A 17316-nucleotide genomic window follows, 5' to 3' on the forward strand; every position below is an offset into this window, starting at 1 on the left:
TTTTCTCCATAAAAGAGGCGCAAGAGCCAGAAATTCATTGTCATTGAACATGAATTAATGAGCAAGATTAACTTTAATAATTAACTTTAATGAAGACAATTAGGGTTTGCTGAAAAAGGGTAGAAGTTATCACAGATTGTACATCAATAAGGTGCAAGGTTCTGGCTAGGAGAGGTTTACAAAAGAAAGTATTTTTGTTTGACGGATAAGAAAAATTCCCTCTATCATCACGAAAAAACTTATTCAGCAAACCCTAATTAATGATAGACAAAAGGCTTATATTTTCCTCCTGCTTCTCCTAGTTTCGGGTATCTTCACTTTCGGGTGATAGCATGAATTAATCATGAAACTCCGCCCACAACAGGTTTTTATTCCTGACTCCTATTATAACAGGCTACTAGGAAAATGCTGAAAGTAAAATTAGCGCGGCGATCGCTAGAACAATCCCGCCAATTTCATAAGCATTTAGAGTTTCCTGAAAAAAAATAACACCTACAAATGCTAGTAATAAAACTGTAGAAACGGAATAAACTACGCCTAATGTGGCTAGTTTCATGTGTTTCATTACATATACCCATCCAAAAGCGGTAGAAGCTAGAATAAGCGCCCCAATAAAAAACCAACTTGTTTTTAATGAGATTTCATTGTTACTAGCAACTTTCAGAAAGTAATCACCAATAACACCAAGTGAGCTTAAAGCAATCACGGCTAAAACAGCTATACCTGTTTGGTTCATAAGATTGGGACAATTGGAAATTAAGTGCTGTTGGCATCGGATGTTTATATAGTATACCAGTTTTTTACTTAAATGAGTATCATTGAAATTAGGGTGGTTGAAAGCAGGGAAATGAGCAAAACCTATAAAGCAACTGGTATTAATCTCAAGGCGCAAGCATTGGGTGAATCTGATAAAATAGTTACAATTTTAACTCAAGAATTTGGGTTAATTCGGGCAGTTGCGACGGGAGTGCGGAAACAAAACTCCAGCTTGGGAGGGAGAATGGGGATGTTTGTGATTAATGAATTACTCATCTCCCAAGGACGAAATCTCGATAGAATTACTCAAGCAGAAACTATCAAAACTTATCCGGGTTTATCTAAGGATTTGGGTAAATTAGCGGCTAGTCAGTATTTAGCGGAAATAGTTTTGTGTCAAGCGTTAAGCGAACAACCGCAAACAGAACTTTATGAGTTATTTAATGAGCATCTGCAACGGCTAGAGGATATATCCAAAGCAGAACTAAATTGTGTAGTTGCTTATTTAGTGCAGGGTGTGTTTCAACTTTTATCCTTAGCGGGACTAACACCACAAGTAGAGTCTTGTTGTTTAAGCCAACGGCTTTTAACCCCAGACTGGACAAATCCTCATTGGCAAGTTGGATTTAGCATCCCTTCTGGTGGCATAATTTGTTTAGACGCTTGGAAAACCTTGCGAACAGAAATAGAGCAGGAGAAACGGGAAAAGAGGGAAATGGAGGAAAAAAGTCAGACAAATGTTTCCCATTCCCAGTTTTCAGGCTCTAACCCTAGCTACGAAACAGTTTTTCACCAGCAGGAGTTACCAATTATTTCTCGTCGGTTAAATGGGAAACAACTGGTTATGCTTCAACATCTGTCGGAAACAGAGATAATACAAATAGATGTAGCCGACTATTCTGGATGGTTAGCTGTTGAGCAAATTTTACGCCAGTATGTTCAGTATCATTTAGGACAACCTATTCGCTCTGCCACTTTGATTGACTCCTATTTTGCCGCCAACCATGATGCAATCGTCTGATTTAGATAAAAAAAGCCGAACTCACTCACCTAGCGACGCTAAAAAAAAGCATAAAGCATTAGATCATAATGTTGCTGCTGTTCCTACACTTAGTCATATTCATAGTCCAGAAATGTCACTCAAAGATGTTTCTGAAGATGGGAATTGTCCAGCAGAAATTCCATTAACCGATATTTCTCCAGCCTCAGAAATCAAATCTGATCCATTATTAATAGGTACGGAATCGAATGGTAAATTAACGCCGGAAACATTGCCATTAATAGATGCCGATTCTGGAGGTACGGATTCTGCAAATAATCAACAGGCGGGGTTTTTACCTGTATTAAAAAACCCTAATTTTCTCGCCCTTTGGGCGGGTCAAGTTTTCTGTCAATTAGCTGATAAGGTTTATTTGGTATTGATGATTGCTTTGATTAATAGTCAGTTTCAAGCTAGTGATCAAAGTATTAGTGGTTGGGTTTCGGCTTTAATGATGGCGTTTACAATTCCTGCCGTATTATTTGGTTCTGTAGCGGGGGTATTTGTAGATCGTTGGTCAAAAAAAGTTGTTTTGGTAGCATCAAATATTTGGCGTGGTATTCTGGTTTTACTGATTCCTACCCTGTTATGGTTAACCCATGATTGGCGGCCTGTGGGTGTTTTACCGGTGGGTTTTCTGATTATTTTAGGTGTGACTTTTTTGGTTTCTACCCTAACACAATTTTTTGCGCCGGCAGAACAATCGGCTATTCCTTTAATAGTGAAAGAACAGGATTTGCTTTCGGCTAATTCTCTCTATACAACGACAATGATGGCTTCGGTGATTGTGGGTTTTGCGGTAGGAGAACCGGTTTTGGCATTAGCAGATGGACTGTGGACGCAGTTAGGTGGTGGTGGGGGATTGGGTAAAGAAATTTTGGTGGGTGGTAGTTATGCGATCGCTGGGTTAATATTATTTCTACTGCGAACTAACGAAAAACCCCATCCCCCGGAAACAGAATTTCCTCATGTTTTCTCCGACTTGCGCGACGGGTTACGTTACCTTCAAAAAAATCATCGTATCCGCAACGCTTTATTACAACTAATTATCTTATTTTCTGTCTTTGCAGCCCTCACCGTTCTTGCAGTTCGTATGGCAGAAATTATTCCCAATATGAAAGCCTCTCAATTCGGTTTTTTATTAGCATCTGCTGGTGTTGGTATTACGATTGGGGCAACAATTCTCGGACAATTTGGACAACGCTTTTCCTATAAACAACTGAGTTTTTGGGGTTGTCTAGGTATGGCAGGATCTTTAATTGGTTTATCACTGTTCACCACGCAACTTTTACCCGTGCTGCTGTTTATAGCTTTGTTGGGAATATTTGGGGCTTTGGTGGGTATCCCTATGCAAACTGCAATCCAAACCGAAACACCTCCAGATATGCGAGGTAAGGTATTTGGACTGCAAAATAACGTGATTAATATTGCCCTTTCTCTCCCCTTGGCTTTAGCTGGTGTGGCGGAAACTTTTATCGGCTTAAAAGCAGTATTTTTTACCTTAGCTGCGATCGTCTTAGTTGGTGGTCTCTTTACTTGGTATAATTCTGGTGAGTCCTCAGATGGCAAATAGCCAAAAACTGCATCAAACTATTGGGTTTCGTGCTAAACTTAATCCAGCAAGATGCAAAATACTTGCTGGGAATCAACCAAATAATCAGCATATTAATTTGTAATCAAGTTAAAAACTTTATAAATTATTAGCATTATCAATAAGGCTATTGATTGTTTAATTGCCCAGATTATTTAGGTTTTAAAGTTAGAGATATCTGAGTTTTTGTGAATACCAAAAATTCAGCTATAACAACTCCATAATAAAAACAGTATATTTTACCCTCGCTTTTTTTTATAGATAACCGAAGAATGCGTATAGCTTGGATTGGAAAAAAAACACCCTTTTGCGGTAACGTCACCTACAGTCGAGAAATTACCAACGGATTACTAGACAGGGGACATGAGGTTAGTTTTCTGCACTTTGCCCAAGAAGAAGCGACAACTGACAATTGGCCTAATTTTCAAGAAGTTCCTTTACCATTTATTTACAAGTCTCAGGTTTACACAATTCCCTCTTTCAAAGCAACTAAGGTTTTGAAAGATTCGCTACGGGAAATTAAACCGGATATAGTCCACGCTTCTCTGACTCTATCAACTTTAGATTTTGTTCTACCAGAAATTTGCGAAGAGTTAAATTTGCCCCTCATTGCCACTTTCCACACTCCATTTGCAGGGAAGGGAGCAAAATTAATATCTAGTACCCAGCTTTTAGCTTATCAACTTTACGCTCCTTTTTTAGATCATTATGATGGCGTAATTATCTTTTCCCAAATTCAGCGAGAATTATTATCAAGTATGGGTGTGAGGGAAAAAAAGATTGCTGTTATTCCTAATGGTGTAGATCCTGTCAAGTATTCTCCCGGTGTTTCTCAGGTTAAAGCCGAATTTGGGGCTGAACGTTTGTTTGTTTATCAAGGAAGAATCGCCCAAGAGAAAAACGTCGAATCTCTCTTGCGGGCTTGGAAGCAGTCAGAGATGGGAGTTAATAGCAAATTATTGATTGTCGGTGATGGTCCATTAAAACCCTCTCTAGAGTCATTTTATGGGCAAGAACATGGCATCATCTGGTTAGGATTTATCGCCGATGAAAATCGCCGCGTCGAAATTTTACGGGGGGCAGATGTATTTATTTTACCTTCACTGGTAGAGGGTTTATCCTTATCTTTGTTAGAAGCGATGTCCTGTGGTGTAGCTTGTTTAGCTACTGATGTGGGTGCTGACGGGGAAGTTTTAGAAAAGGGTGCTGGTGTGGCGATTAATACAAGCAGTGTGCGATCGCAGTTAAAAACCCTCTTACCACTATGCCAAGATCATCCAGAGTTAACCACATTATTGGGAGAAAAAGCCAGAAAGCGAGTATTGGAACGCTATACCCTAAATGGTAATATCACCCAATTAGAAGAACTTTATAGCCAAGTTCTCGCCCAGCGCCCATTAACATTAAGTTGGGGCATATAGTAGGGGCGGGGAGACCCCGCCCCTACGGAAGACGACGGTGGGACAGGTTGTTGCTTATTACAAATATCAAACCACGAAAATTATTAATCAAGTTGATGATACCCCTGGACTGCGTGTATGGCAACGCAATTATTATGATCGCATTATCCGCCATGAAAAAATTTTAGAACTTGCCCGAAAATATATTTTTCAAAATCCTTTCCGTTGGGATAAAGATCCTCATCACCCCTGTAAAATGAGTCAAAGCTATTGCAGCAATTCTCATTTTAAGGTTTCATGACATTTAAACCCTTAAATTCAAAAGTGAGAATCACGGATTATACGGATTAAAAGATTACGCGGATTAGGTTATTTGCTATGATAAAAGTTGCTAAAATCCGTGAAATCAGCGCAATCCGTCTAATCCGTGATTCAGACCTTATTTTTTCAAAATGAGAATTGCTGAAGCTATTGACACCGACCTAAAAATTTGTTATCATATAACAGACGAGGAAGAACTATCTTTAGTGCATAAGCGAAATCAACAAAGTATTAAAATAATTTAGCAAATAATGATTTTTTGGTGGGCATTGCCCACCTTGGAAATCTACAGCAACTTATCCAAATAAGGACTGACATCAACAGCTAATTTTTGTCCCAATTTCAGTAATTGACGACATTGCATAGTTTCCGCTTCACTATCAATACTGGTAATTCGTGGCAAGATTTGACTGTGTAAACAACTCCAGTAAAGTTCTTGGGAATGGTTTAAATTAATGCCCAGATGTAATTCATGACCAATATCAATTAATCGTTCTAAACGTTGAATATCTGCATCTATCTTGCTATTGGCATCATACAATAATTGCCACAATAACCGGACTATTAATTGTTCTAAAATTTGATTACCATCGGGAATATTTAGTTGACAACGCAGATGTTTAGCTTCAGTAGCGATCGCTTCCAATTCTCCCATAAGATTCCGGCTTAATTGCAAATCAGTAATATCTTGTTCCAAAGATTTCAACGTTGTTAGACAACGATACCCCAAAGCAATTTCCGCTGCTACCTGTAATTCTCGTGGTACTTCCAAGTCATCCCGATGAAAAGCCATAATCACACCGTAATTATCACGATATGCCTGAGTATATAACTGGTCTAATCGTGCCAGTGTATCCTGACTCAACAACCGCATAATCCGGTGACGTTCTTCCGCAAATAAAGTCTGTAAACTAAAGGTATCGTCCCCAAATAATTGAGTCATCACCAAAATCACATGAGCGACACTAGCCTGTTGTAGGGACGTAAACAGCTTTTCCTTGATTTGACTATAATTACGTCGTCCGGCAAACTGCTGAATACAACAATGAAAATCCCAACCACCCAAATGCAAAACCGCAAAGACTAAATTTTCACTTTCCCAAGTAATATCTGACACTAGCTGCAAATGCCCCACCGCCATAGTTAATGGACCCAAGCTTTGCCTATGATAATCTAATTCATGGGCATTATAGCAATAAACACGCTGATGATGACTATGGGGATGTTCATCGCTTTGTTGTTGAGGAACAGTATTTTTGTGATGATTAAAGAGGGAAGTAATGGCATAATGGGCAGCAACTTCTTTAAAGCCAATTTGGGCAGTTAGCACCAATTGACGATATATTTCCGCCCCATGTTTAAACTCTTCCACATTACTAGGAGCTAAACCTAAACGTTTAAGAAAACCTTTTTCTAATTGTACACCTGCCACATCTCCTGCTAATTCTAAAGCGCGAGAGGCATAGCGCAAAATCTGTGTTCCCTCTGGACGGGAAATTTCCTCGAAAAACCAGCCGCAACTGGTGAACATCAGTAAAGAGTGCCGCTGCATTTCCAACAAGCGTAAAGCTTCTACCTGTTCAGCAGCTTGGAGTTTGCGAGTTTGATGGTGAGATAGAAATCGGTGAATATTAGCGGGAGAGCGATCGCCCATAACATGAATATATTCGTCCCTCGCTTGCCAAGGATCACGAAACAACGTATTCCCATATTCCTCATAGACATCAATTAACTGATCCCGCAGCCAATTTAACGCATTACGTAACGGTCGTCGCCATTTTTGATGCCACACACCCCCTTCACCACCACAACCACAATCATCTTGCCATCTATCCACACCGTGAGCGCAACTCCAAGCCGTCACCGACTTTAATTTTACTTCCCAAGAGGGAGGATTTAAACTTAAATAATGGGCAAAATTGGTGACAGTCCAACCATGACGGGGAAACTCACCAATAAAGGCATAGGCTAAAGTCTTCTCTGTTCCCTTTTTGTGATGTCCAAAGGTTTCTCCATCTGTAGCCACAGAAATTAATTGGGACTGACGATGATCTCCACGAATAGCTGCACCAATCCGTCCCGCAAAATGATGGGAATTGTAAACAACATCACTAAAACCCATATCCCGCGAAATTGGACCATCATAGAAAAAGATATCAATGTAGTCTTTTTTATCAGACTCATCGCTATCCAAATAACAACGATAAGGACGAGTTGGATCAATTTGATTACCTCCCACCTCATGCCATTGACCACCAGAATCATCTCCTGTGGGGATTGGACGACAACGCTGGGCTTGAGAAGGGGCTAAAATGATAAATTTAATGTCTTCAGCTACCAATGCCTCTAAGGTGGCATAATCTACGGCTGTTTCCGCCAACCACATTCCTTCAGGATCACGACCAAAACGAGAACGGAAATCTTCCTTACCCCAGCGAATTTGTGTATGTTTATCCCGTTCATTGGCCAGAGGCAGGATAATGTGATTATAAACTTGAGCGATCGCATTGCCATGACCATTGAGGCGATCGCAGCTTTTAGCATCAGCCTCCAAAATCCGCTGATAAACCGACCCATCGTGGCGTTCTAACCACGACATCAGCGTTGGACCGATATTAAAACTCATATATTCATAATTATTCACAATCTTCACAACCTCGCCTCGGTCATTTAAGACCCTAGCGAAAGCATTAGGACGATAGCATTCCCAATGAATCCGCTCATTCCAGTCATGAAAAGGACTAGCGCTAGGTTGACGTTCAATCGCATCAAGATAAGGATTTTCTCTAGGAGGTTGATAAAAATGACCATGAACCGTCACATAAACACCCTGAGCAGTTTTCAGGGGATCATGTTCAGGACTGGATTTAGCCTCTTGATCTAATGGTAATATTGAGTCATAACTACTTGGTATTTCCGCTGCCAAAGTCATATATTTTTATCCAAATAAATGTGTAATTTTGAGGAATATTCCTACTATATCTACCTTTATACAATTGTTGTCACTGTGAGGAATAGGAGTCAGGAGTCACCGAGTTAGGAGTTAGGAGTTAGGAGTTAGGAGTTAGGAGTCAGGAGTCAGGAGTCAGGAGAAAGAATAATAAGGAAGAAGAATAAAATTACCCAATGACAACTGACCAATGACAACTGACCACTGACCACTGACAATGATATTTTAGACATTGTGTAAAAATCCCCTAAACTCAAGGTAAAAATGTCAATCAAGAACATTATTTTCACCATTCTGCTCCTATTTATACCCATATCCCTAGCAGCCCACTTTTTAGAATGGGGAGACCTAATAGTTTTCATCACCGCAGCATTAGCGATTCTCCCCCTAGCCGCGTGGATGGGTACAGCTACCGAAGAAATCACCGTAGTCGTCGGTCCAGGAATAGGCGGATTTTTAAACGCGACTTTTGGCAATGCCACAGAACTGATTATTGCCTTAGTTGCCCTCAACGCGGGTTTAATAGATGTCGTTAAAGCCAGTATCACAGGTTCAATTATCAGTAACTTACTCCTAGTCATGGGCTTATCCATGCTATTAGGAGGAATCCGCTACAAAGAGCAAACATTTGAGTCTGTTGTAGCGCGAGTAAATGCTTCCTCCATGAACTTAGCGGTAATTGCTATTTTGCTACCAACAGCAATGAACTATACCTCCATAGGTATTAGCGAAGCAACCGTGCAGAATCTCTCCCTAGCTGTAGCCATCGTCTTAATTTTGGTTTACGGCTTAACACTACTATTTTCCATGAAAACTCATGCTTATTTGTATGAAGTTGGTGTAGCAGAAACAGAAGAAGACGAAGTTACCCACGAAAAACCAAATGTCTGGTTATGGAGTGGTGTACTTTTAGTTTGTACCCTGTTAGTTGCCTGGGAGTCAGAATTGCTAGTTGACTCCTTAGAAGTCGCTACATCCAAACTAGGTTTGAGCGCACTATTTACCGGGGTAATTTTAGTTCCCATTATCGGTAACGCTGCTGAACACGCCACCGCAGTCACCGTAGCCATGAAAAATAAAATGGATCTGGCTATGTCTGTGGCAGTAGGTTCAAGTATGCAAATTGCCCTGTTTGTTGCCCCAGTTTTAGTAATTGCCGGTTGGATAGTTGGACAACCAATGGATTTAGATTTTAACCCCTTTGAATTAGTAGCTGTTGCTGTATCAGTTTTAATTGCTAATAGCATTAGTTCTGATGGTAAATCCAATTGGTTAGAAGGAACATTACTTCTAGCAGCTTATATTGTCTTGGGTTTTGCCTTCTACTTCCATCCAGTTACTTAATGGTATGAGTTAATTACACCATGCCACCGTGCTGACAAATACCGCAACAAATTTATTCAAGATTTGATATTCCCAATCTCATCAATTGGGATTTTTTATCCTTTACCCAGCCCTAAATATTTTTTTGATAATTTTAACTCCCTTAAGACAGATGAATAAAATTCATAATAATTATAGTCTCAAATCAGATCATTCTTTCGATATAAACCGCCAGGGGGAAGTCAAAAGTTAAGAGTCAAAAATCAAATATTAGTTCTATATTTAATTTTCTCAATAACTCAGTACCATTCTATATTGCCTCTACTCTTCTCTTACTATTTACTACTTTATAAATAAGCACAGTGATAAAATAAAATGACTGAAATCGGACTGTTAATCATGGGTGTATTGAATCAAAAACCACTAAATATACCCCATTTTCCCTCACAGAAAATCTTTCCCATAGAAAATAGTCTGGGTTTAACAAATCATCAATCAAATAAATTAGCTGTTTACCCTCAAATTATACCACCTGAATTTACTCACACAGGTATAATTTCCCTAAATCATCTTTCAATCCTCTCATTCCGAAGGCAGAAAATCTTTGAGCAAATAACCCAAAAACAGATGTCAGTTAGTTCTTTTGAAATAGCTGATGCCGGCAATATCCCCATAACAAAAAGAAGAGGTATTCCTGTATCCACAAGATATCCTAGAACCCAGAACCAACCCATGCCGGTGATTAGTTTTGGTAGTTCAGGTATATCTGTGAGAGCTTTACAAAAACTTTTAATTGCTAACGGTTATGGAATAACTATTGATGGAGTTTTTGGACCAGTTACCGAAACTGCTGTCAAAGCTTTCCAAAATCGTCGCCGTTTATCAACAGATGGTATAGTTGGTCAAAAAACTTGGTGGGAATTAACAATGTAATTGGTAATTAGTCATATAAATCATCTAAATCACAAGAATCATAGTTAAAGATGAGTTCTATCAGTCAATATTTCATACCCACTATCTGTTACTAATACAGTATGTTCAAACTGAGCAGATAAAGCATTATCAACTGTTACCGCAGTCCATCTATCAGCTAAAATTCGGGTATTCTTAGAACCAGCATTTAAAATTGGTTCAATTGCTAAAGTCATCCCTGAGCGCAATTTCACATTTGGTATCTCACGAGTTCGATAATTAAATACCGCTGGTTCTTCGTGTAAATTTCTACCTACGCCATGACCAGTAAATTGTTCCACCACTGTAAACCCATTGGCTTTGACATGATCTTCAATTGCACCGGCAATCTCCGTCAAATGGACACCAGCTTTTACCTGTTCAATCCCTTTATATAAAGATTCTTCCGCTATTTTAATTAGTCTTGCGGCTTCAGTTGTCACATTACCCACAGCGATAGTAATGCAGGAATCACCGTGAAAGCCTTGATAAAAAGCACCTGTATCAACTTTTAATACATCTCCTGCCCGAATTACCTTTTTAGGGCTAGGAATTCCATGTACAACTTCATGATTAATACTAGAACAAATCGAGGCGGGGAAGCCGTGATACCCTTTAAAGCTGGGAGTGGCATCCATTTCGCGGATACGTTTTTCGGCATAAGCGTCTAAATCAGCCGTTGTCATTCCTGGTTGCACTAGCTCAGAAATTTCTTTAAGAACAGTTGCCACAATCTTCGCTGATTGCCGCATAATTTCGATTTCACGGGCTGATTTAATTTCAATCCCTCGGCGTTGTTGTTTTTCAGGTTTTGGCTGTGCTGGTTGGGAAAGTAGGTTGGTAAAAATATTCATCATGAAGTTTTAGGAGTTAGCGGCGCTTTACCGATTAGGTGTGAAGTTGTTGAGATTTATTGCCAAAAATATCTATATTTTAAGTTAACGTATTTTACGCTTCTAGGGATAGATGATCACCTAATCACAATTTCTCCTGTCATTCCGGCTTCTGTGTGTCCAGCAATAGTACATCGTAAAATGTATTTGCCTGGTTTCATAGGTACAAATACCCATTCTGCTGCTGCACCGGGTTTAAGTTCTAATTCGTGAATATTACCTTTAATTTCGACATTTCCAGCTTCGACTTTTTGTGTCCAAATAGCATCGGCAAAGTCTTTGGCTGTAAAATAATGTTTTTGTGAGCTAGGATTATTTAATTTGAGATTGTAGCGGTTGCCGGGGATAAATTCTAAATGATTTGGCTCAAATTTTAATTCGTTACTAGAATTACCCAAGCTAACTGTAATTTCTATAGCTGGTTGTTTTAGTAAATTATTAGATAGGTTTTCTGCTGTTGCTGGAGATACACCCATGATTACCAGACTGATTAGCAGGGAAAATAGACAGATGATGCGAGGTAGATTGTAGTAGACCTTAATTAAGAAGTTACTCATGGCTAAATAGATATTTGCAAATCACATCTATTCTTGCGGCAGATTACGTAGTTAGGAGGTACAAAATCTAAATTGAGACCCATACAAAAAGCCAGTTTTACTCCTGACTCCTGACTCCTGACTCCTGCTGTATTATCCATGACTAAGATTCATTTAATCTTTTTATGGGCAAGAATTGGTGGACCTGCTGTGACAACCACAATTTTATCAGGATGAAGTAATTCACGCGCAGCTTGATTGACTTGATTGAGGTTGACTTGCTCTATTTTGCTGATAAACGATCGCAATTCTACCTGATTTAAGCCGTAAACTTCATTCATGACCATTTTTTGGCTTAGTTGTTCGGGATTGGCTAAGGAAATATTATAGTTGCTGATTAAATTGCGTTTGGCTGTTTCTACTTCTTGGGGGGTAACACCTTGTTGATGAACTTGTTTTAGAAGTTTGCGGGTACTGGAAATTGCTTTGGGTGCGTCTTCTGGACTGGTTTGCATTTCAATCAGAAATGTACCAACATTTTTACCTGTGATGAAATTGCTATAAATTCCGTAGGTTAAACCTTGGCGATCGCGCACTTCTGCCCCCAGTCTACTGGATAATGTATCACCTCCGAGGATTTGATTCAAGATCATCGCTGCATAAAATCGTCTATCTTGACGGCTAATTCCGGTATAACCCATATAAGTTATCGCTTGGGGTTTACCAGGAACAACAGGGTTAACTTTAATGACATTTTTCGGCATTCCCACACTGGGATATTTTACCGTTGGTGGTTTGCCTTTAACTTGCCAATCTCCTAATTTAGCTTGAATGAGCGATCGCACTTTGTTAACATCAAAATCACCGACAATGGCTAAAACTGTAGTATCAGGGCGATAATGTTGCGCTTTAAAAGCCATCACATCTTGACGTTGAATTTTGCCAATACTCTCCGCTGTGGGGAAGGTATGTAATGGATGTTTTTTCGGATAAATAGACTGCACAAAGATCCGACTGGCAACCTTATCAGGATCATCTAAATCTGAATCTAAGGAAGTTAAAGCTTGTTGACGCGCCAGGGCAAACTCTTTTTCAGGAAATGTACTATTTCTAATTACATCCGTCAAAGTTCCCAGCAAAACGGGTAAATCTACCGCTAAACTACTACCTTTAATCCGCACACCTTCACGATAAGCTTCAAAATTCAAATTTGCGCCCTTTGCCTCTAATCCTTTGGCAATAGTCCGCATATCTTGATTTTTCGTGCCATTCATCAGATTTGCTGCCACTAAAGAAGCTAATCCTCCCTGATTATCGGACTCAAATTCTGTTCCCGCTTTAATATTGCCGCTTAAAGTCACTGTTGGCGTAGTTTTATCTGGTAACAGTAATATGCGTAACCCATTAGCAAATTGTAATTGCTGAGGTATTTGTCTTTTCTCAGCTTTGGGTAATATATCTAAAGGTGGTAAATATTGCTGAACCTCCGCAGGAACTACGGCCACATCATTACCAAAATTCTCTTGTGTTGGTGTTGAATAAGATAAACTTTGGTTGTTGAGCGAAGTCGAAACACGAACTGTTGCTACTTGTTTAGTAGGTTCAAAAAATCCCACTTTCCGCGCTTCTGGCTGTAAGTATTTATTGATGACATTAATCACATCAGTAACTTGAACCTTACGAATATTTATCAAGTGATTTTCTGTATATTGGTAATTATCAGTCGTGATTTGATCATTACCCAACTGCATCGCTTGACTGGTAATATCACGGTTATTTAAAATGACTGAAGCCGTTAATTGAGTTTTGGCTCGCTCTACCTGTTCCTTTGTCACACCAGCTTTAGCAAGTTTATCCAAAGCCTTGATTACCGCTGCATCAAGCTTAGTTAAATCCTGCGTTCCCGCAGATGTAACCAATATTTCATACCAACCACCCGCGCGTAAACTAGCAACATTTGCCGAAACATCATTAGCTAAACCTGATTCAACCAACTCCTGATATAAGTAAGAATTTTTACCCGCAGTCAAAATATAATCCATGACTTCTAACGCGGGGATATCAGGTTGATTAATTGGAGGAAGTGGGTAAATTATTTGGAGTAATGGATTTCCCCCTGGTTCTTGCAATTTAATCACAGGTGCAGGAGTAGCGGCTGGGGATGGAATTATAAGCTTATGGGGTGAATATTGACGTTTAGGAATTTCACCAAAAACAGTTTGTACATTCTTCAAAGTTTGTGCGGTATCAAAATCTCCCGCAATTACCAAAACAGCATTATCAGGACTATAGAATTTTTGGTAATATTCCCTTACCTGTTCAACTGTGAATTTTTCCACATCCGCCTTAGTGCCACCAATCGGTAATCTATAAGGATGATCGGGAAAAACCGACATCATCACAGCGCGATTAAGACGATATTCTGGGCTATTTTCATAACCTTGTAATTCAGAAATAACCACTCGCTTCTCACTAGCTAACTGTTGAGGATCTATCAGCGAGTTTTTCATCCTATCAGCTTCTAACGTCAACAGAGCGGTGAGTTTATCCCGTTCTGCCGTGTTGTAATATGCGGTTTGGTCATAACTGGTAAAAGCATTAGAATCACTGCCTAAAGCACTAAATAATCGCCCAAATTGAATAGGACGATTGCTAGTACCTTTAAACATCAAATGTTCTAATTGATGAGCGATACCATTTACCCCAGATGCTTCTTGACCTGAGCCAAACTTGTACCATACCTGCACTGTCACCACAGGAGCATTATGAACCTCCTTAGTGAGAACAGTTAATCCATTATCAAGAACTGTTTTCCGAACATTTGCTGTAATAGCGAGATTTGGTGTTTCCTTAGCGACTAGTGTTTTATGAGATTTTTCTGGATCAAAATTGTGGAAACGGGGAGAAAAATCCGCCTTTTCTCCGCTCAAAGCAGCATCTTGATTGAACACAAAAGCTGCTATTACCCAGATACTCAAGATCACTAAAGAAAAGCGATGTCGTTGTGCGATAGAGAAAAAAGACATATCTTTGGCGAATAGCTATATGTAATTTAAGTTACATATATTGATTGACTGAAAAAATTGGGCAAATGTTTCTATACCTCATGGAAACTAAAAATGTAGCTATAAAGGAAGAAAATTGTATCGGTCAAAAGGCATGAAAATTGATAATTTTGGTATCTAAAAACACACTCTTTTTGAAGTTAAATACAGGACTTGCTTAATCTAGCTTTCACACAATTGATGACAATATCCCATATCTGAGAATTGAAGCGATTGAGTTTTTTGTTAATGAAGTGTTGCTGTAATTTACAGCCTATTTACTCAAAAACCGTATAAATTCCAGAGGTAATCCGTCAAAATCGGCGATAAACGCAACTTCCAAGATTTTATCACCAATTTGCTGCTGTGTAGGTTCTAAAAGAATTTTCAGAGGGGGTAAATTTTCTATTGCCGCTAACTGTGTTTTTAAACTTTCTAACCAAATTGATAAATCTGGTGTGATCTGTGTCACATCAAAAGAAAGATGATAATAGCCGACATAATGTTCATCATCAAAAGCATCTGGGGCTGGTTTGGGTTGGGGAATTTGGATGAGTTCAATTCTCCCACCTAAACCTTCCATCCAGCAAGCTAGAGTATAACCGGTAGTGAAGCGATCGCATACCGTAAACCCTAGCTGCTCATAAAAAGCGATCGCTAAATGGATATTTGCCGTTCTAATAGAAGCATGGTGCATAATTTTGTCAGTTGTCCTTTGTCCTTTGTCCTTTGTCAGTAGTCAGTTGTCAGTTGTTCTTTGTCCGTTGTCCGTTGTCCGTTGTTGGTCGTTACTTCTTTATTACCACTGACCACTGACCACTGACTACTGACCACTGACTAATGACCACTGACCACTGACCATTACTCAAACAACCGAAAATATGGATAACGCACCGGCACACCAGGTTCTTTATCCAAATCAAAGTTAATTACTTCCCAGCAAGGTTCAGCAACGGAATCGGGGCTAAACTCTACAGGTAAGCCATATAATCGCGCCCCCGTAGCAACTTCCCCTTGTCCAGAACGCCAAGGTGTACTCCGTTCTAAATAGCCACTCATCAACTCCTGATAACGGTTAGCAACAACTATCCTCGTAGCCCGATAACCTTGAGTATAAAGCTTATCTAAAGCTTCATGAATTTCAAACCGAATCCCATCAGGATGGGTATGTTGACGATACCATTCTCCATCCCATCTGCGCCAATGACGGCCAGACTGTAAATGAACCAACTCCCCAGTTTTGGGTTCAGCTTCAAATGCGCCATGACGAGGACACAAATAAGTATCCGTCAATGTCAAGGCCGAAATAGTTTGGCGACAGTGAGGACACTGTATTTCGGGGCCAAATATCGGGTACTGAAAGCCTGGATTTATCATGAAGTGCGTATAAACATAATATTGTGTTTTTTGCCAGCACCAGTAGGTTTAACTTTACACTCCTGTTCCACTACTTTAGATAACTTGCTCAATGCTACATAAAATGAAGATAGTGCTTGAGAACAAGTTTCACAACCGCCTAACGATAGAAGGTCAACATCGTGATATTCTGGTTTTGCAACCAGCCCTAAAGGTTGGAGTTTCTCCAGTGTTCCTGGGTACCATATCCATATTCTATCGTGTCTATCTCTTCTGGCTGGAAATCTCCAGAATTTTCTCAAGCTGCTTTTGTGGCAGCCAACGCCGTGATTATTGGTTCTGTAACCATAGCAGCCAAAGCCAGCGTTTGGTATGGATCTGTGGTTAGAGGTGATGTAGAACGGATTGAAGTTGGCGAATGTACAAATATTCAAGACGGGGCAATTCTTCATGGTGATCCTGGTGTCCCCACAATCTTAGAAGATAATGTCACTGTCGGTCATCGCGCTGTGGTACATTCTGCTCACATTGAGCGTGGTTGTTTAATTGGTATTGGGGCAATAGTCTTAAATGGTGTAAGAGTCGGCACAGGCAGCATTATCGGTGCAGGTGCAGTAGTCACTAAAAACGTTCCCCCCGGTTCTTTGGTCATGGGTGTCCCCGGTAAAGTAGTCCGTCAACTCTCAGACACCGAAATCACCGAACTCATCGAACACGCCGAAAAATACCACCAATTAGCCCTCCTTCATGCTGCTAATGGGTAGGAAGAGGCAGGGGAGCAGAGGAGCAGAGGAGCAGAGAGGCAGAGGAGATAAATATTCTTTTGCAACTGACAATTGACAACTGACCAATGACTTTTAATCAAACTTTACATAGAATCTGGGAAAAATTTCCCAATTTAGATAAAAATGAAAATTGAGAACTGTTGACAAAACTTAAGATTTTTTAATTTACAGAGGGCTTCTAGATATGGACATTGATAATCGTGTATTAATTGTTTTAGCACCTGTAGCGATCGCTGCCGGTTGGGCTGTTTTCAATATCGGTGCTGCTGCCCTTAGACAAATACAAAACTTTTTGAGCAGAGAAGCATAATTTAGGTGACAGGTGACAGGTGACAGGTGACAGTGAAGAAGGGAAGAAGGGAAGAAGGGAA

General features: G+C 39.8%; 16 protein-coding genes. 8 read left to right on the plus strand and 8 right to left on the minus strand.

The genetic code is table 11. The annotated features are described in order from the left end of the window. Positions 1 to 397: 397 nt before the first annotated feature. Complete coding sequence (locus FJR05_RS12805) at positions 398 to 736, minus strand: transporter (protein ID WP_168644467.1); 339 nt, start codon at positions 734 to 736, stop codon at positions 398 to 400. A gap of 111 nt (positions 737 to 847) precedes the next feature. Here FJR05_RS12805 and recO point away from each other — a divergent pair, with 111 nt between their 5' ends. From recO to FJR05_RS12825, 4 genes are all read left to right on the plus strand, one after another. Then, positions 848 to 1777 carry a DNA repair protein RecO gene (gene recO / locus FJR05_RS12810; RefSeq protein WP_168644468.1) on the plus strand — a complete coding sequence of 310 codons (930 nt, stop codon included), beginning with the start codon at positions 848 to 850 and terminating at the stop codon, positions 1775 to 1777. Then, a complete protein-coding gene (locus FJR05_RS12815; protein WP_168644469.1) occupies positions 1761 to 3368 on the plus strand; it encodes an MFS transporter in 1608 nt (535 codons plus the stop codon). Before recO ends, FJR05_RS12815 begins: the two co-directional genes overlap by 17 nt. Before the next feature lie 290 nt (positions 3369 to 3658). Then, complete coding sequence (locus FJR05_RS12820; RefSeq protein ID WP_168644470.1) at positions 3659 to 4807, plus strand: glycosyltransferase family 4 protein; 1149 nt, start codon at positions 3659 to 3661, stop codon at positions 4805 to 4807. Positions 4808 to 4844: 37 nt separating this feature from the next. Next, positions 4845 to 5087: a hypothetical protein gene (locus FJR05_RS12825; RefSeq protein WP_254446928.1), complete on the plus strand. Its 243-nt coding sequence runs from the start codon at positions 4845 to 4847 to the stop codon at positions 5085 to 5087. Between the two features lie 306 nt (positions 5088 to 5393). Here the strand turns inward: FJR05_RS12825 and FJR05_RS12830 are convergent, their stop codons facing one another. After that, positions 5394 to 8039 carry a DUF3536 domain-containing protein gene (locus FJR05_RS12830; protein WP_168644471.1) on the minus strand — a complete coding sequence of 882 codons (2646 nt, stop codon included), beginning with the start codon at positions 8037 to 8039 and terminating at the stop codon, positions 5394 to 5396. A 282-nt stretch (positions 8040 to 8321) separates the two neighbouring features. Here FJR05_RS12830 and cax point away from each other — a divergent pair, with 282 nt between their 5' ends. Both cax and FJR05_RS12840 read left to right on the plus strand, forming a co-directional pair. Next, a complete protein-coding gene (cax, locus tag FJR05_RS12835; RefSeq protein ID WP_168644472.1) occupies positions 8322 to 9401 on the plus strand; it encodes a calcium/proton exchanger in 1080 nt (359 codons plus the stop codon). Between the two features lie 354 nt (positions 9402 to 9755). Then, entirely contained in the window at positions 9756 to 10313 is a 558-nt protein-coding gene (locus FJR05_RS12840) for a peptidoglycan-binding protein (RefSeq protein WP_168644473.1), read from the plus strand. A gap of 44 nt (positions 10314 to 10357) precedes the next feature. Here the strand turns inward: FJR05_RS12840 and map are convergent, their stop codons facing one another. From map to FJR05_RS12870, 6 genes are all read right to left on the minus strand, one after another. Continuing rightward, entirely contained in the window at positions 10358 to 11185 is an 828-nt protein-coding gene (gene map, locus FJR05_RS12845) for a type I methionyl aminopeptidase (RefSeq protein WP_039200540.1), read from the minus strand. A gap of 116 nt (positions 11186 to 11301) precedes the next feature. Then, positions 11302 to 11700, minus strand: coding sequence for a sulfocyanin-like copper-binding protein (locus FJR05_RS12850; RefSeq protein WP_371416886.1), 399 nt, complete (start codon positions 11698 to 11700; stop codon positions 11302 to 11304). Positions 11701 to 11783: 83 nt separating this feature from the next. Further along, positions 11784 to 11921 (minus strand): hypothetical protein, encoded by a 138-nt coding sequence (locus FJR05_RS12855; RefSeq protein ID WP_168644475.1) that lies wholly within the window; start codon positions 11919 to 11921, stop codon positions 11784 to 11786. Positions 11922 to 11930: 9 nt separating this feature from the next. Next, the gene (locus FJR05_RS12860) at positions 11931 to 14786 is read right to left on the minus strand and encodes a pitrilysin family protein (protein WP_168644476.1); all 2856 of its coding nucleotides are present in this window, start codon (positions 14784 to 14786) and stop codon (positions 11931 to 11933) included. Positions 14787 to 15078: 292 nt separating this feature from the next. After that, positions 15079 to 15501: a VOC family protein gene (locus tag FJR05_RS12865; RefSeq protein WP_168644477.1), complete on the minus strand. Its 423-nt coding sequence runs from the start codon at positions 15499 to 15501 to the stop codon at positions 15079 to 15081. A gap of 164 nt (positions 15502 to 15665) precedes the next feature. Beyond that, positions 15666 to 16181 carry a TIGR02652 family protein gene (locus FJR05_RS12870; RefSeq protein ID WP_168644478.1) on the minus strand — a complete coding sequence of 172 codons (516 nt, stop codon included), beginning with the start codon at positions 16179 to 16181 and terminating at the stop codon, positions 15666 to 15668. A 239-nt stretch (positions 16182 to 16420) separates the two neighbouring features. On the opposite strand from FJR05_RS12870, the gene FJR05_RS12875 reads away from it, so the two are divergent. Then, positions 16421 to 16924, plus strand: a complete 504-nt coding sequence (locus FJR05_RS12875; RefSeq protein WP_168644479.1) for a gamma carbonic anhydrase family protein — start codon at positions 16421 to 16423, stop codon at positions 16922 to 16924. Positions 16925 to 17129: 205 nt separating this feature from the next. Then, positions 17130 to 17255 carry a photosystem II protein Y gene (locus tag FJR05_RS12880; protein WP_168644480.1) on the plus strand — a complete coding sequence of 42 codons (126 nt, stop codon included), beginning with the start codon at positions 17130 to 17132 and terminating at the stop codon, positions 17253 to 17255. Positions 17256 to 17316 lie beyond the last annotated feature (61 nt).

It is taken from the genome of Dolichospermum sp. UHCC 0259, assembly GCF_009711935.1.
In the GTDB taxonomy this organism is placed as follows: domain Bacteria; phylum Cyanobacteriota; class Cyanobacteriia; order Cyanobacteriales; family Nostocaceae; genus Dolichospermum.

Coding starts and splice junctions, on each gene's coding strand:
- FJR05_RS12805 (WP_168644467.1), bottom strand. CDS start 736: ATGAACCAAACAGGTATAGCTGTTTTAGCCGTGATTGCTTTAAGCTCA.
- recO (WP_168644468.1), top strand. CDS start 848: ATGAGCAAAACCTATAAAGCAACTGGTATTAATCTCAAGGCGCAAGCA.
- FJR05_RS12815 (WP_168644469.1), top strand. CDS start 1,761: ATGATGCAATCGTCTGATTTAGATAAAAAAAGCCGAACTCACTCACCT.
- FJR05_RS12820 (WP_168644470.1), top strand. CDS start 3,659: ATGCGTATAGCTTGGATTGGAAAAAAAACACCCTTTTGCGGTAACGTC.
- FJR05_RS12830 (WP_168644471.1), bottom strand. CDS start 8,039: ATGACTTTGGCAGCGGAAATACCAAGTAGTTATGACTCAATATTACCA.
- cax (WP_168644472.1), top strand. CDS start 8,322: ATGTCAATCAAGAACATTATTTTCACCATTCTGCTCCTATTTATACCC.
- FJR05_RS12840 (WP_168644473.1), top strand. CDS start 9,756: ATGACTGAAATCGGACTGTTAATCATGGGTGTATTGAATCAAAAACCA.
- map (WP_039200540.1), bottom strand. CDS start 11,185: ATGAATATTTTTACCAACCTACTTTCCCAACCAGCACAGCCAAAACCT.
- FJR05_RS12850 (WP_371416886.1), bottom strand. CDS start 11,700: ATGGGTGTATCTCCAGCAACAGCAGAAAACCTATCTAATAATTTACTA.
- FJR05_RS12855 (WP_168644475.1), bottom strand. CDS start 11,921: ATGGATAATACAGCAGGAGTCAGGAGTCAGGAGTCAGGAGTAAAACTG.
- FJR05_RS12860 (WP_168644476.1), bottom strand. CDS start 14,786: ATGTCTTTTTTCTCTATCGCACAACGACATCGCTTTTCTTTAGTGATC.
- FJR05_RS12865 (WP_168644477.1), bottom strand. CDS start 15,501: ATGCACCATGCTTCTATTAGAACGGCAAATATCCATTTAGCGATCGCT.
- FJR05_RS12870 (WP_168644478.1), bottom strand. CDS start 16,181: ATGATAAATCCAGGCTTTCAGTACCCGATATTTGGCCCCGAAATACAG.
- FJR05_RS12880 (WP_168644480.1), top strand. CDS start 17,130: ATGGACATTGATAATCGTGTATTAATTGTTTTAGCACCTGTAGCGATC.